The sequence below is a fragment of the Megasphaera intestinihominis genome (assembly GCF_040096415.1).
Taxonomy (GTDB): domain Bacteria; phylum Bacillota; class Negativicutes; order Veillonellales; family Megasphaeraceae; genus Megasphaera; species Megasphaera intestinihominis.
In genome coordinates this window covers 23,611-38,559 of sequence record NZ_JBBMEU010000014.1, presented here as the reverse complement: position 1 = coordinate 38,559, position 14,949 = coordinate 23,611, and the positions used below count along the sequence as shown (strand labels likewise).

Genomic DNA, 14,949 nt, shown 5'->3' with positions numbered 1-14,949 from the left:
GACGAGCAGTCAGCGGCGGCCTTCGGCAGGCGGAACCAGTAGGTCCCCTTGGCGTGGTCGGCTTCACGGATGCCGTATTGTTCCAGCGCCTTGTCAGAGACGAGCCAGCGCCCCTGGTCTTCGACGATTTCCAGGTCTTTGATGGCTTCATCAGGGATAGGATTGGCTACGGTAGATACACTGAAGGCCGGGTCCGACGCCTTGGCGCTGTCCGCAGCCGGCCCATTGGCCCAGGAAACAGCACTCAGGGACAGACAGATCAAGGCGGCCAGACAGGACGTCCGCATAACATGGTTGTATTTCATCGTCATTTGCTCCTCACGGGGATTGGAAAAAAGTCCTCAATCCTGTATAATTCTATGGTAACCGTGAACCTTTTCATGTTCCGTTCACATTGTTTCATTATACCACAACAAAGGGGTGTTTTATATTGCATCAATATCTATTTTTTATCGGTTCCTTCCCGATCCGGGCCTATGGGCTGTTATTCATGCTGGGTATCGTTTCTGCCGGCATTACGGCTTACTATATCATGAAACGCGACGGCCGGGGCTGGCACGTCCACATCTTTGACTTCACCATGTACTGCGGCCTGTCGGGCATCGTCGGCGGCCGTCTATGGGACGTCTTCTTCTTCGACTGGGCCTATTATCACAACCATCTGACGGAAATCCCCTACGTCTGGCAGGGCGGCATGGCTATCCAGGGCGGCCTGCTCTTCGGCGCCGTAGCCGGCATCCTGTACACGAAGTACCATCACATCGACACCTGGGCCTTTGCCGACCTCCTGGCACCGTCCATCATCCTGGGCCAATCCATCGGGCGCATGGCCAACCTCATGAACGGCGACGCCTTCGGCCATCCCACAGGCGGTGACTTCGGCATCGTCTATCCCGACACGACCCTGGCCTATCACACGTATGGCAATCAGCCCTTGTGGCCGGCCGAAGTCTGGGAAGGTCAGATCGACGTCCTGGTCTTCGTCGCGCTGCTCCTCTACAGCTGCTTCCCCCACAAGAAGGGCCAGGTATTTTGCCTGTACGTCATGCTCTACGCCGTCGAACGCTTCTTCCTGGAATTCCTCCGTGGCGACTACGTCAACCTGACGCTGGGCCTGAAATCGGCCCAGATGACCAGCATCATCGCCTTCGCCATCGCCCTCATCGCCTTCATCCTCATCCAGTGGAAAGGCAGCGTGGATGAAAAAGTCAGTGGCTAGTGGTTCGTGGCTCGCAGCCTGCAGGCCGCAAGCACCGCATGGGCCGTCCTAAAAGCCTTTCCAGCCCGTCAGGGGCCGACCCACGGAAGGCGCAGGACGGTTGCTGGAACGGACAGCAGAGGCTGGCGGCCCGCCTGAATCTCTGTACACGAAAAAGAGGCTGTTGCATTAAGCAAAAACATGTGCTTAATGCAACAGCCTCTTTTGATTTATGGGATTCCCACAAGCGGGACGCCCTCTGGGCGTCCCCTACGAGCCGCTAGCAGCTAACTACTAGCGGCTACTTTTCTTCCCGTTCCAGGGCATCTTTCAGGGTATGCCATGCCAGGACGGCGCATTTGACGCGGGCCGGCATGTTGGAGATATTCTTCAGGGCGATGGCGTCTTCCAGTTCTTCCAACTGGTCATCGTCGGTGACTTCCCGTTTGATCATATCCAGGAAGAGGTCGACCAGGCGCAGGGCTTCTTTGACGGTCTTGCCTTTGATGAGGTCGATCATGATGTCCGCTGAAGCCTGGCTGATGGCACAGCCGTGGCCCGTATAGGCAGCGTCTTTGATGACGCCGTCCTGGATGTCGGCCTGGAGGGTGATGTCGTCACCGCAGCTCGGGTTGTGGCCGTGTTCGCTGAGGTTGGCATCTTCCAGGGGATGTTTATTTTCCTGACACTGATTGTGTTCCAAGATGATGTCGGAATACAATTCGTTCATATTTTCCATGACTTTCTATCTCCTTAATCTTTAAAGCCCATCTGTTTGCGGACGAGGGGCAGTTTTTCCAGGAAGTAGTCGACTTCTTCCAGGGTATTGTAGATATAGAAGCTGGCGCGGTTCGAGGCTTCTACGCCCAAGTGAGCGCCTAAAGGCTGTGCACAGTGGTGGCCCGAACGGATGGCGATGCCGAAGCTGTCCAGAATGGTCGCTGCGTCATGGGGATGGACGCCGTCGATGGTGAAGGTAATGACGCCGGTTTTTTCAGCCGGGTCGGTACTGCCGATGATGTGGATATGAGGGATTTTCTTCATCCCTTCCAGGCAGTGGCGGGTCAGTTCTTCTTCATGGGCTTCGATGTTGTCCATGCCCAGGTCTTGCAAATAGTCGATGGCAGCGTGCAGAGCAACGGCACCTTCGACGTTCTGGGAACCGGCTTCGAATTTGAAGGGCAGTTCGTTAAAGGTCGTCGACTGTTCCTTGACATATTCGATCATGTCGCCGCCGAGGAGGAACGGTTCCATGCCTTCCAGGATGGCTTTCTTGCCGTAAAGGACGCCCGTGCTGGCAGAACCGCACATCTTGTGGCCCGAGAAGGCGAAGAAGTCGCAGTCCATATCCTGGACGTCGGTCTTCATGTGCGGTGTCGACTGAGCACCGTCGACGATGGCGATGGCTCCGACGGAATGGGCTTTGGCGACGATTTCCTTGACCGGGCGCTTCATGCCGAAGACGTTGCTGACAGCGGCAAAGGCGACGATTTTCGTCTTGTCGTCGATTTTAGCCAGGTCTTCTTCTGTGAAGTGGCCTTCTTCGTCGAGGTACATATAATCGAGTACGGCGCCGGTCTTCTGGCAGACGCGCTGCCACGTGACCAGGTCGGAATGGTGTTCCGAAATGGGGATGACGATCTTGTCGCCTTTCTCCAGGCGCGGTTCTGCATAGCTGCGAGCTACGAGGTTCAGCGCTTCCGTCGTATTGCGGACGAAGATGACTTCTTCCGTCGAAGCGGCGTTGATGAATTTGCGGACTGCTTCGCGGGCTTCGTCGTACAATTCACCGGCTTCGATGCTGAGGACGTGGGCACCGCGATGGGGATTGCCGTTGTGGTGTTCCAAGAGGTCTACGATGGCGTGGATGACCTGGTACGGTTTCTGCGTCGTCGCAGCGTTATCAAAGTAAACGATCTGATGTCTATTATGGGCTTTAGTCAAGATGGGGAAATCTTTGCGTACATTTAGCATGGCAATCACCTTTCTTGCGGCAGAACTGCATCTTTTCGCGTACAGCCTGGAGCGCTTTATTTTCTAAATCTTTATCACCCAGGGCGTCGATGACCGGGCGGATATTCGATTCGACGATGATTAGCTGGGCGCCGGTTTCATTAAAGCCGCGGCTCATGAGGTAGAAGAGCTTGTCCTTATCGATCTGGCCGGCACTGGAAGCATGGTTCCCGACGACGTCGTCTTCTTTGCAGAGGAGGAGCGGTACGGAAATGGAATGGACCTTCGGGCTGAGCAGGATGCACGTATCCGATTCGGAACCGACGGCTTTCTTGCCGCCGCGGAGGAAGTCGATAGTACCGCGGAAGAACTTCTTCGACGTATCGAGGAGGGCGCCTGTCGTCAAGATGTCCGTATTGGTCTTGACGCCCTGTGTGGGAACCCAGTAAGAGAAGTCGACGACCTGGTCGTCATGGCCGAGGTACATGGCCTGGCTGTTGAAATTGCTTTCATCGTGCATGAGGTCTGTCTTGTAATAGACGATGGCTGCCTTGCCGCCCAGTTCGGCACTGACGTAGTCGATCGTACTTTCTTTGCCGGCATCGCCGTAGCGGTGTTCGACGTGGCGGACGTTTTCGCCGTTGAGCTGGACCTTGCTGACTTTGACGTGAGCCCCTTCGCCGGTCTTGACGTAAGTGAGGAAGTTGACTGAGCCGTCATCGGCACTGCCGTCAAATTCCAGGTAGACCGTCAAATCGCTGTGGGCAGCGGCTTCGATTTTGAGCTGAGCCGTGAGCTGAGGCATCGCTTCGCTGAGGCTGTATTTCAAATGGACCGACCCTTTCTGGTTTTCGCCGACGCTGACGGCGCAGCCAGAATTGGCCTGGTTCAGTGCTTTTTGGAGTTCTTCCGCATTGGAACCCTGGAAATCGCCGAGGCCCGGCATCTGATTGCCTTCATAGAAGGTCACCGCTGCGTCGCCGTCGTGGCGTTCTTCCGGCGTATAAGCCGGAGCAGCCTGGGCTTTCAAGGGGTCCAATTCCAGGTGATTGACCTTCATCCAGCGGAAGGTCGGGCGCGGGAGTTGGTTGTACTGGATTTTTTCTGTCTTTACTGCCATGATGTTCCTCCTCCCCTATTTCAACGAACCTTTGAGTTCGAGATTGATCAGGTTATTCATTTCGACGGCATATTCCAAAGGCAGTGCCTTGGATACCGGTTCGACGAAGCCCCGGACGAGCATAGCCCGCGCTTCATCTTCGCTGAGGCCGCGGCTCATGAGGTAGAAGATAGCTTCGTCGGAAATACGGCCGATAGAAGCTTCGTGGCCGAGGTCGATGTTGTCGTTCTTGACGACGATAGCCGGGATCGTATCGGACTGCGACTGTTCGTCGAGCATGAGCGATTCGCAGCTGACGTTGGCCTTGGCGCCGTCAGCCGGCGGGTTGATGACGACACTGCCGCGATAGATGCAGACGCCGCCGCTCTTGCTAATGGATTTAGAATTGATGTTGCTCGTCGTGTTCGGTGCGTTGTGGACGACTTTCGAACCCGTATCGAGGTACTGGCCCTTGCCGGCAAAGGTGACGCCTGTGAATTCGCAGTGTGCGCCTTCGCCCTGGAGAATACTCATGGGGTAGAGGCACGACGTATGGGAACCGAAGGAGCCCGTGACCCAGTTGATGGTGCCGTTCTTGCCGACGATGGCCCGCTTTGTATTGAGGTTGTACATGTTCTTAGACCAGTTTTCGATGGTCGAATAGGTCAGGGATGCATCGTCGCCGATGAACAATTCGACGCAGCCTGCGTGGAGGTTGGCGACATTGTATTTCGGAGCCGAACAGCCTTCGATGAAGTGGACTTTCGCTCCCTTTTCGACGATGATCATCGTGTGTTCAAACTGGCCTGCGCCCGGCGCATTGAGGCGGAAATAACTCTGCAGCGGGATGGAGACGTCGACACCGGCCGGGACGTAGACGAAGGAGCCACCGGACCAGACAGCACCGTGCAGGGCGGCGAACTTGTGGTCCGTCGGCGGGACGAGCTTCATGAAATGAGCCTTGACGATGTCTTCATATTTTTCCAGGGCCGTATCGAAGTCGGTATAGACGACGCCCTGCTGGACCAGTTCGTCCTGGATGCTGTGGTAGACGACTTCCGAGTCGTACTGGGCACCGACGCCGGCGAGGGACGTCTTTTCGGCTTCCGGGATACCCAGGCGGTCGAAGGTGTCTTTGATGTCATCGGGGACGTCGTTCCAGTCAGCTTTCATCTGAGCGTTCGGGCGGACATAAGTGACGATGTTGTCCATGTCGAGTTCGCTGATGTCCGGGCCCCAGTCGGGATATTCCATGTGGTTGAAGATATCCAGCGATTTGAGGCGGAAATCGAGCATCCACTTCGGTTCGTGTTTCTTTTCCGAAATTTCACGGACGATGTCTTCCGTCAGGCCGGCATCGGTCTTATAGGAATAGGTAAAATCTTTCTTAAAGTTATACATGTTGCCGAAGTCGGCGAAGGTATCGATCTTCTGGCGTTCTTCAGCGATTTTTTCTTCTTTCTGTTCGACCAGTTTTTCTTTTTCCTGATCGACCAGCTTTTCTTTATTATCAGCCATAGCTGTACCTCCTACTATCCTTTGTATGCGTCGTAGCCGTTGGCTTCAATAGCCTGGATGAGCGATGCATCGCCGGTCTTGACGATCTTGCCGTCGATGAGGATGTGGACGAAATCCGGTTTCAAGTGCTGCAAGATTTCACTGTGGTGGGTAATGACCAGGATGGAATTGTTTTCATTGTGGTACTTGGATACCGTGTCCGATACGATGCGGACGGCATCGACGTCGAGGCCCGAGTCGATTTCGTCGAGCATGGTCAGTTTCGGTTCGAGCATGCACATCTGGAGGATTTCCGTCTTTTTCCGTTCGCCGCCGGAGAAGCCGTCATTGACATAGCGTTCAGCATAAGACTTATCCATCTTCAGCTGTTCCATCTGGGCGTGGAGCTTCTTACGGAAAGGCATGATGCGCTGCTGCTGACCCGATACGGTGCTCTTGGCGTTGCGGATGAAGTTTTCAACGGAAATGCCCTGGACGGCGATAGGCTGCTGGAAGGCCATGAAGATACCTGCTTTGGCGCGTTCATTGACGGGAGCTTCCGTAATATCTTTGCCTTCAAAGAAGATCTTGCCGGCTGTGACGACGTATTTCGGGTTGCCCATGATGGCATTGAACAGCGTCGATTTGCCGGCGCCGTTGGAACCCATGATGACATGTGTTTCGCCTGTGTTGATCGTCAGGTCGAGGCCTTTGAGGATTTCTTTGCCTTCGACAGCGATGTGCAAGCCTTCTACTCTTAATAATTCACTCATCAGTATCACTCCTACATAAGTTATACGTTTCACCTCTCCCCTGCACAGCAGGACAGAGCGCGAATTTTTGTATTGATAAAGTGCACCATTTAGATACACTTACTGGACTGTTCTTAATGTACTCTATAAACGCCACAAAGTCAACCTATTTAGTAGCGTTTCTGGTTATTTTTTATCAAATTTATTATGCATCCACCGGGCCCGGGCCTTGCTATGCATCCATACCTGCATGACACAGACGGCGACAGCTGCCGCCAGCAGGCCTAGAAGACCTGCCGACGGGCCGTCGACGACGATGGCATAGAGTAAATAGGCATAGACGACGATCCATAAGAAGACCTTGAGCTTCATGAGCTTGGTCAGCTTATTCACAGGCGCCGCATCCTTCACAATTTTCTTCCGGGTCCCCGAAGAGGCGGGCTTTCTGGCCGCGCATAGCCAGGACGGCCTGAATGTACATGGCACATTCGATGCGCTTCTTCTGGATCTTGCAGCTCAGTTCATACGGCGTCTGGATGTTGCCGCCGTACTTGATGTTATTGGCATGGCAGCCGCCGCTGCAGAAGAACTTGGCCCAGCAGTCGCAGCAGATGGGCTTGTTGAGGACGTGCATGTCGCGGAAGAGCGGCGGCAGTTCCGTATTGGTCACGCCGTCATAGACGTTGCCGATGACATAGTCGTCCTGGCCGACGAACTGATGACAGGGATAGATGTCGCCGTTGGGGACGACGCACATGTATTCATGGCCGGCACCACAGCCGCGCAGGCGCTTGGCGATGCAGGGACCGCGATAGAGGTCCATGATGAAGTGGTAATAAATGAAGGGCCGGCCTTCATCCATGCGTTTCAGGTAGAAATCGGCCAGGCGGTCGTATTCTTCATAAATGCGGGGCAAGTCATCATCGGTGATGGCATAGGACAAGTCGTCGCCGACGACGGGTTCCATGGACAGGCCTTCAAAGCCGAGGTCAGCCATGTGTTCTACGTCTTTGGTGAAATCGAGATTGTATTTTGTATACGTCCCGCGGACGTAATATTCTTCACCGTTGCGGTGTTTCGCCGCATAGACCTGATTGTCGGCACAGGTCTTGTACGAGCCGTGACCGCCGGCATCGGGACGCATGCGGTCGTGTACTTCCGGACGACCGTCGAGGCTCAGGATGAGGCTGATGTGATTATCCGTCAAATACTTGACCTTGGCCGGGTCGAGGAGCATGCCGTTCGTCGTCAGGGACAGCTTGAATACTTTATCGTGGATCTTTTCCTGTTCCCGGATGTACTCGATGGTCTGCTTGACGACGCCGAAGTTCATCAGCGGTTCGCCGCCGAAGAAGTCGATTTCGCAGTGCTGGCGTTTGCCTTCGGTGCTCTTGATGAGCAGGTCGACAGCGTGTTTGGCTACGTCGAAGCTCATGAGTTCCCGCTTGTGCGTATCGTAATCGCCCTGGGAGGCAAAGCAGTATTGACAGCGCAGGTTGCAATCGTGGGCAATGTTCAGGCAGAGCGATTTGATGACCGGTTCTTCTTCGGCGACGACCTTGAAGTTTTCCGTCATCGGTGCAAAGAGCATTTCCTTTTCGATGAGCTCATCCAGTTCGCCCAGGGTTTCGTCCAAATCCTTTTTATCATACGTCCCGGCAAAGGCCTGATAGACAGCGTCTTTATTGGTACCGTCATAGACGTCGAGGACATCGTAGGTCATCTTGTCGATGACGTTGATGATGCCGCTGTTGACGTCGAGGAGCATGTACGTCCCGTTCTGACAGTATTTATGAATCATTGGTTTAATTTCAGCCATGAATAATGTTTCCTCCATACAAAAAGAAGGGGGTGCCGCGTGAGCGACGCCCCTTTTCCTTCACGTAACTTATTTTGTGCAGATCTGATTGCCAACAGTGCAAGAAGTTTTGCAAGCGGACTGGCAGGACGTCTGGCATTCGCTGCAGCCAGCGTGCTGTGCCGTCTTCTGGATCGATTCTGTGTTGATTGTAATGATGTGTTTTGCCATGATATTCACCTCGCTATCAATGATTATTCCTTATTTTACCACATTCTCGGTGATTCTACAATATGACAGGATTACAAGAGTTTGAAGCCTTCAAAGAAGAAATTCTTGCCCATGCTGATGACGATGGACCGTTCATCGAATACGTCATTGGTATCGAAGAATACGTCGAAGCCTTTCTTATAAGTAGCATAAATCGAAGTGATGCGACTTAAATAACTGCGGATTTCCTCGGCTGTCACTTCCGGTTCGCCGTCAGAGCGCCATTTCTTGTTCTTGAAATTCGCAATCAGCGGCGCATGAGCGATGACACGGGAGCGGTGCGCCAAAACCCAGTTCCAAACTTTTTCACCGTACTGCTGTGCTTCCTCTTCATGACCTTCTTCGAGGCCATCGAGGGTAAACAGGACAGGTCGGCCTTCGTACATGATTTCATCCATGTAACTGCCTTTGACATATTTTAAATTCACAGAAGCACCCCCTGCAAAATCATGTGAAACATGACGAACATTTATGTCTAACAGTAATCATTGTATCGTGCTTCCGGGATATTGTCAATAAAAAGGTCCCGTCGCATAGCGACAGGACCTTTTTGAGTGGTTAGCAGCTAGTGGCTAGTGGTTAGCAGCCGGTTAAAAATTTGAAACCATCTGCTACAAACTACAAACTCTATACTACAAACTAATTAATCCATTTTTACGAAAGCGTCTTTATCAGCGCCGCAGGTCGGACATACCCAATCTGCCGGGAGATCAGCGAATTTCGTGCCTGCTGCTACGCCGTTGTCTGCGTCGCCTTCAGCTTCGTCATAAATATAACCGCAAATGCTGCATTCGTACTTATCCATGTGTTTTTCCTCCTGAATTAACATATTAACGAATAATTCTTACTAATGATTTTGACACGCTTATAATATCATACTGGCCTAAAAAAAGCAAGATTATTTTATGACTTATTTTGCCTGTCTGCCCATATTGATATCGATGATGCCCGACGAATACGGTGCTACCTCATACTGGCCAAAGACGAAGTGGATATTGCGGCTCTTGTCGAGATAGAAATTCTTCGGGTCTTCTGTCAGGCCGTTGAAGTACGTCGACAGGACGTGGCCGCTCAGGGTCAGTTTATTGGTGATTTTCTTGAGGGTGAAATACTTTTCATCGCCCGGTTTAACCAGGTCACGCCAGTTGGTGATGCGCTTGCCCGTCACCATATCGAAGACGACGCCGGTCTTCCAGCTGGTCGGATGGGCAGCCCTGTCGAAATAGAGATAGCCTTCATCGAGGAAGGACAAATATTTGCCGTCGTTCAAGGTGACGGTGTAGGTCTTCTCTTCCGTCAATTTGACGCCTTTATTGCCCTGCTGGTCGAAAAAGGTCTTGGCCTGCTGCTGTTCATCGGCAAAATACTGGGCTATCAGCTGGGCAGCTCCGGCATTTTCCGTCATCGTGATGGACGGGTATTGGATACTGAGGACACTGCCATCGCTATGGGTATACACGGCTTTGGGCGCATCCTGGATGACGGCCGGCGAAGCGGCCATGGCGGCGGCCCCCATGAGCCAGGCGCCGCATAAAACGGTGAGGACTTTCTTTTTCATCATCATAATCCCTCCTCTTTCATTTCTTTCTATTATATCATATCTATTGGGTCAATTTCCTCTTTTCATCCGTCCCCAGGCGAAAGAAATAATAGACATTTTCCGCAGCCTGGCGGTTCATGCCCGGCACGGCAGCCAGTTCGTCGATGGAAGCGGCCTTCATGTCGGCCAGCGTCTTGAAAGCCGTCCACAAGGCCTTGCGCCGCTTGGCCCCGATGCCTTCGACGTGGTCCAGGATGGATACGAGGCTGCGCTTGCCCCGCAGGTGACGGTGATAGGTAATGGCAAAGCGGTGGGCTTCGTCGCGGATGGCCTGCAGCAGCTGGAGTTCCGGCGTGTGATGGCTGAGGATGATGGAATCGCTGCGGCCTTCGACGAAGACTTCTTCGATGCGCTTGGCCAGACTGATGACCGGCGCTTCGCAGCCAGCCTGGCGGATGACCGGCAGGGCCGCATGGAGCTGGCCTTTGCCGCCGTCGATGATGATCAGGTCCGGCACGGGCCAATCCTTTTCGCCATAGCGCCGTTCCATGATTTCCGCCATGGACTTAAAGTCATCAGGCTTGCCCTGGACGGTCTTCAGTTTGAAGCGGCGATACTCTTTCTTAGCCGGCTGACCGTGCTCGAAGACGACCATCGAGGCCACGGTCTCTATCCCCTGGGTATGGGAAATATCGAAGCACTCCATGCGCTCCGGCAGGCAGGGCAGATTGAGGATGCGCGCCAGGCCTTCGACGGCACCGGTCGTCTTGTCTACGTCGTGCTGCCATTGCAGGCGTTTCTGTTCCAACAGGCCGGCTGCATTTTCGGAAGCCATGTCCAGGAGCTGTTTCTTCGGCCCCCGCTGGGGAATGACGACGGTCACTTTCCTGCCCTTCTGCTGGCTCAGGCGGCGTTCGCATCCGTCCAGGTCTTCCAGGGCCGGCACGACGATTTCTGACGGGATGAAGGTCCCGTCGCTATAATACTGGTCGACGACGGCTTCCATCAGAGACGGCACGTCGTCATCGCTGCTGTTGTCCAGGGAAAAGGTCTCCCGTCCCATGAGCTTGCCCATGCGGACCGTATAAATCTGGACGCACGTCTGTCCAGCCTGGCGGGCCAGGCCGATGACGTCCATATCGCCGCCAGCCGTATTGACGATGTTCTGCTGTTCCTGGATGACTGCAATGGCCTTGATCTGGTCGCGGTACATGGCGGCCTTCTCGAATTCCATGGCTTCCGCAGCGTCTTCCATCTTCTGCTGCAGCGACCGGGAAATGCCGCTGTCCCGGCCTTCGAGGATATTCAGGGCCTGTCGGACCCGGGCCCCGTAGTCGGCTTTGGTAATATAGTGGACGCACGGCGCATCACAGTGGTGCAAGTGATATTGCAGGCACGGCCGGTCTGTCGGCATGGTCCGGCACGAGCGGATATGATAGGCCCGCTGCATGAGTTTCAGGACACGGTGGACTGCCGTCGAGTCGGCAAAGGGTCCGAAATAGCGGGCGCCGTCGCGGCTGACGCGGCGGGTCATGAAGATGCGCGGATAATCTTCCTGGACAGTGACCTTGATATAAGGATAGGTCTTGTCGTCGCGGAGCATGATATTGTAATGGGGATGGTATTTCTTGATGAGCGTATTTTCCAGGATGAGGGCTTCCATTTCCGTGGCGACGACGATGGTTTCCAAATCGGCGGCATGACTGACCATGGCCGCTACTTTCGGCGCCCTGTTGGCATCGTGGCGGACGTAACTGGTCACGCGGTTGCGCAGGTTGACGGCTTTGCCGACGTAAATGATCTTGCCCTTTTCATCCTTCCAGAGATAGACGCCGGGCTGGGTCGGCAGGTTGCGGACTTTTTCCCGGACGGCCTCGCTGACGGCCATGGCTTATACCCCCTTCTTGCCGGCCATGAGGGCCTTGGTCCGTTCCAGGACGGGCTTGAGGAACTGACCCGTATAGGATTCCGGTACCTGGCAGATTTCTTCGGGCGTCCCCATGGCGACGACCGTACCGCCGCCGGCACCGCCTTCGGGACCGAGGTCGATGAGGTAGTCTGCCGTCTTGATGACGTCCAGGTTGTGTTCGATGACGACGACCGTATCGCCGCCGTCGACGAGCATCTGCAAGACGTCCATGAGCTTGTGGATATCCGCCGTATGCAGGCCCGTCGTCGGTTCGTCGAGGATATACAGGGTCCGGCCGGTACTGCGCTTGGACAATTCCGTCGCCAGCTTGACCCGCTGGGCTTCGCCGCCGGACAGGGTCGTCGCCGGCTGGCCCAGGCGGATATAGCCCAGGCCGACTTGCTGCAGCGTCTTCAGCTTATTGACGATGCGCGGTATGTTTTCAAAGAACTGGCAGGCGTCGTCGACGGTCATGTTGAGGACGTCGGAAATATTCTTGCCCTTGTATTTGACTTCCAGCGTTTCCCGGTTATAGCGGGCGCCGTGGCAGACTTCACAGGGGACGTAGACGTCCGGCAGGAAGTTCATTTCGATGCGGATGATGCCGTCGCCTTTGCAGGCTTCGCAGCGGCCGCCTTTGATGTTGAAGCTGAAGCGGCCGGCCTTGTAGCCCCGGACCTTGGCTTCTGCCGTCTGGCTGTAGAGCTGGCGGATGGAGTCGAAGACGCCCGTATACGTCGCCGGATTGGACCGCGGCGTCCGGCCGATAGGCGACTGGTCGATGTTGATGATCTTGTCGATGTATTCAACGCCTTTCAGGGCCTTGAACCTGCCCGGCCGGTGCGGCGTGCCGTAGACGGCTTCGGCCATACCCTTGTAGAGGATTTCATTGACCAGCGTCGACTTGCCCGAGCCGGACACGCCGGTGACGACGGTCAGGGTCCCGATGGGGATGGAGACGTTTATATGTTTTAAATTGTGCTCAGCTGCGCCGATGATTTCCAAAAAGGTGCCATTCCCCTGGCGCCGTTCTTGCGGAACGGGGATATACTTGGTCCCCTTCAGATACTGGCCCGTCAAAGACTGAGGGCAGGCCATGATGTCATCGGCCGTGCCTTGGGCGACGATAGTGCCGCCGTGTTCCCCTGCTTCCGGTCCGATATCGACGATATAATCGGCAGCACGCATGGTGTCTTCATCGTGTTCGACGACAATGAGCGTATTGCCCAGGTCGCGCAGGCGCTTGAGGGCTTCCAGGAGCTTGTCGTTGTCCCGCTGGTGCAGGCCGATGGATGGTTCGTCCAGGATATAGAGGACGCCGACCAGGCCCGACCCGATCTGGGTGGCCAGGCGGATACGCTGGGCTTCGCCGCCGGACAGGGTGCCCGCCGTCCGCGACAATGTCAGGTAGTCCAGGCCGACGGTCTGCAAGAAGTTCAGGCGGGCCTTGATTTCCTTGAAGATCTGCTTGCCAATGAGCTGCTGTTTTTCCGTCAATTTCAAGTTATCGAAGAAGGGAATCATGTCGCTGACGGGCAAATCCGTCAATTCGGCGATGTTCAGGCCGCCGATCTTGATGGCCAGCGCTTCGTGGCGCAGGCGTGCACCGTGGCACGTCGAGCAGGGCTTGACAGTCATGAACTGGCCGAACTGGTCGCGCATCATGTCCGACGAGGCTTCGCGGTAGCGGCGGCGGACCATGGGCAGGATGCCTTCAAAGGCCGTGGCGAACTGCTTCACTTCGCCGCGCAGGTTCTCGTATTCAAAGACGCACGTATCGTCTGAGCCGTTCATGAGTTTTTCCTGCAATTCTTCCGGCAAGTCATCGTAGCAGTTATCCAAGGTAAAGCCGTAAGGCCGCAGCAGGCCGCCGAGCTGGCGCATGAACCACGAATCGGGGTTGCTGCTGAGGGCCGCTACGGCGCCGTCGGCAAAGGATTTCTTGTGGTCCGGCAGGACCAGATGCGCGTCGACTTCCATGGTGCTGCCAATGCCTGAGCAGGCCGGGCAGGCGCCGAAGGGGCTGTTGAAGGAAAAGAGGTGGGATTCGATTTCCGGCAGGCTGACATGGCAGTCCGGGCAGGCGAAGTGCTGGCTGAAGGTCAGGACCTCTTTCGTCGCCATGCGGAAAATATGGACGATGCCATCGGCCAATTTAGCCGCCGTTTCCAGGGAATCCGTCAGGCGCGTCAAGATACTGTTCTTGATGACCAGGCGGTCGATGATGACGTCGATAGTGTGCTTTTTATTTTTATCCAGGGGGATATCGTCGGACAAGAGATAAACTTCGCCGTCGACGCGGACGCGGACATAGCCGTCTTTGACCAGCCGGGCCAGGAGCTTCTGATGAGTCCCCTTTCGCCCGTCGACGACAGGCGCCATGACCATGACCTTCTCGCCTTCGCCGAGGGCCATGACGGCATCGGCCATCTGCTCGATGGTCTGCTGACGGATGGGCTTGCCGCATTTCGGGCAGTAGGCCTCGCCGACACGGGCGTAGAGCAGACGCAGGTAATCGTAGATTTCCGTGACCGTCCCTACTGTCGACCGGGGATTGCGGCTCGTCGTCTTCTGGTCGATGGAAATGGCCGGCGACAAGCCTTCGATGTAATCGACGTCGGGCTTATCCATCTGGCCCAGGAACTGCCGGGCATAGGCCGACAACGATTCGACATAGCGGCGCTGGCCTTCGGCATAAATCGTATCAAAAGCCAGGGACGACTTGCCCGAGCCGGACAGACCCGTAAAGACGACGAGCTTGTCCCGGGGGATCTTGACGTCGATATTCTTTAAATTGTGCTGACGTGCACCTTTGATGACAATATATTTATCTTGCACTTCGTGCCTCCCGTTATCATAACGTTCATCGTTTGTCGTTCATCGTTCGTCGTGATGGGCTAAAATTTAAAACCTGCTTCGAGGAACGACCCACG

The 14,949-nt window shown here is 55.0% G+C and carries 14 protein-coding genes and 1 pseudogene; 1 reads left to right on the top strand and 14 read right to left on the bottom strand.

The features are described from left to right. Positions 1 to 305: pseudogene (locus WMO23_RS03740) on the bottom strand (glycosyl hydrolase family 18 protein); the annotation flags it as partial. A 125-nt stretch (positions 306 to 430) separates the two neighbouring features. On the opposite strand from WMO23_RS03740, the gene lgt reads away from it, so the two are divergent. After that, entirely contained in the window at positions 431 to 1,219 is a 789-nt protein-coding gene (gene lgt, locus WMO23_RS03735) for a prolipoprotein diacylglyceryl transferase (RefSeq protein WP_292105941.1), read from the top strand. A gap of 280 nt (positions 1,220 to 1,499) precedes the next feature. Here lgt and sufU read toward each other — a convergent pair whose 3' ends face one another. The 13 genes from sufU to uvrA all read right to left on the bottom strand — a co-directional run bounded on the left by sufU (position 1,500) and on the right by uvrA (position 14,854). Then, positions 1,500 to 1,937: a Fe-S cluster assembly sulfur transfer protein SufU gene (sufU, locus tag WMO23_RS03730; RefSeq protein WP_020310466.1), complete on the bottom strand. Its 438-nt coding sequence runs from the start codon at positions 1,935 to 1,937 to the stop codon at positions 1,500 to 1,502. A gap of 14 nt (positions 1,938 to 1,951) precedes the next feature. Then, a complete protein-coding gene (locus WMO23_RS03725) occupies positions 1,952 to 3,172 on the bottom strand; it encodes an aminotransferase class V-fold PLP-dependent enzyme (protein ID WP_349173277.1) in 1,221 nt (406 codons plus the stop codon). Continuing rightward, entirely contained in the window at positions 3,135 to 4,271 is a 1,137-nt protein-coding gene (locus WMO23_RS03720; RefSeq protein WP_292108377.1) for a SufB/SufD family protein, read from the bottom strand. Before WMO23_RS03720 ends, WMO23_RS03725 begins: the two co-directional genes overlap by 38 nt. Before the next feature lie 15 nt (positions 4,272 to 4,286). Next, positions 4,287 to 5,651 (bottom strand): Fe-S cluster assembly protein SufB, encoded by a 1,365-nt coding sequence (gene sufB / locus WMO23_RS03715; protein WP_292261954.1) that lies wholly within the window; start codon positions 5,649 to 5,651, stop codon positions 4,287 to 4,289. A 131-nt stretch (positions 5,652 to 5,782) separates the two neighbouring features. Beyond that, positions 5,783 to 6,520 (bottom strand): Fe-S cluster assembly ATPase SufC, encoded by a 738-nt coding sequence (gene sufC / locus WMO23_RS03710; protein WP_292108376.1) that lies wholly within the window; start codon positions 6,518 to 6,520, stop codon positions 5,783 to 5,785. A gap of 165 nt (positions 6,521 to 6,685) precedes the next feature. Next, a complete protein-coding gene (locus tag WMO23_RS03705; RefSeq protein WP_020310471.1) occupies positions 6,686 to 6,892 on the bottom strand; it encodes a hypothetical protein in 207 nt (68 codons plus the stop codon). After that, positions 6,885 to 8,318, bottom strand: a complete 1,434-nt coding sequence (scfB, locus tag WMO23_RS03700; protein WP_020310472.1) for a thioether cross-link-forming SCIFF peptide maturase — start codon at positions 8,316 to 8,318, stop codon at positions 6,885 to 6,887. Before scfB ends, WMO23_RS03705 begins: the two co-directional genes overlap by 8 nt. A gap of 69 nt (positions 8,319 to 8,387) precedes the next feature. Beyond that, entirely contained in the window at positions 8,388 to 8,528 is a 141-nt protein-coding gene (gene scfA, locus WMO23_RS03695) for a six-cysteine ranthipeptide SCIFF (RefSeq protein WP_014017076.1), read from the bottom strand. Between the two features lie 71 nt (positions 8,529 to 8,599). After that, positions 8,600 to 8,995 (bottom strand): hypothetical protein, encoded by a 396-nt coding sequence (locus WMO23_RS03690; protein WP_020723926.1) that lies wholly within the window; start codon positions 8,993 to 8,995, stop codon positions 8,600 to 8,602. Between the two features lie 215 nt (positions 8,996 to 9,210). Beyond that, a complete protein-coding gene (locus WMO23_RS03685; RefSeq protein ID WP_014017078.1) occupies positions 9,211 to 9,372 on the bottom strand; it encodes a rubredoxin in 162 nt (53 codons plus the stop codon). Between the two features lie 105 nt (positions 9,373 to 9,477). Beyond that, positions 9,478 to 10,128 (bottom strand): RsiV family protein, encoded by a 651-nt coding sequence (locus WMO23_RS03680; protein WP_292281699.1) that lies wholly within the window; start codon positions 10,126 to 10,128, stop codon positions 9,478 to 9,480. A 40-nt stretch (positions 10,129 to 10,168) separates the two neighbouring features. Next, positions 10,169 to 11,995, bottom strand: coding sequence for an excinuclease ABC subunit UvrC (gene uvrC / locus WMO23_RS03675; RefSeq protein WP_302491095.1), 1,827 nt, complete (start codon positions 11,993 to 11,995; stop codon positions 10,169 to 10,171). Between the two features lie 3 nt (positions 11,996 to 11,998). Further along, positions 11,999 to 14,854 carry an excinuclease ABC subunit UvrA gene (uvrA, locus tag WMO23_RS03670; protein ID WP_349173276.1) on the bottom strand — a complete coding sequence of 952 codons (2,856 nt, stop codon included), beginning with the start codon at positions 14,852 to 14,854 and terminating at the stop codon, positions 11,999 to 12,001. Positions 14,855 to 14,949 lie beyond the last annotated feature (95 nt).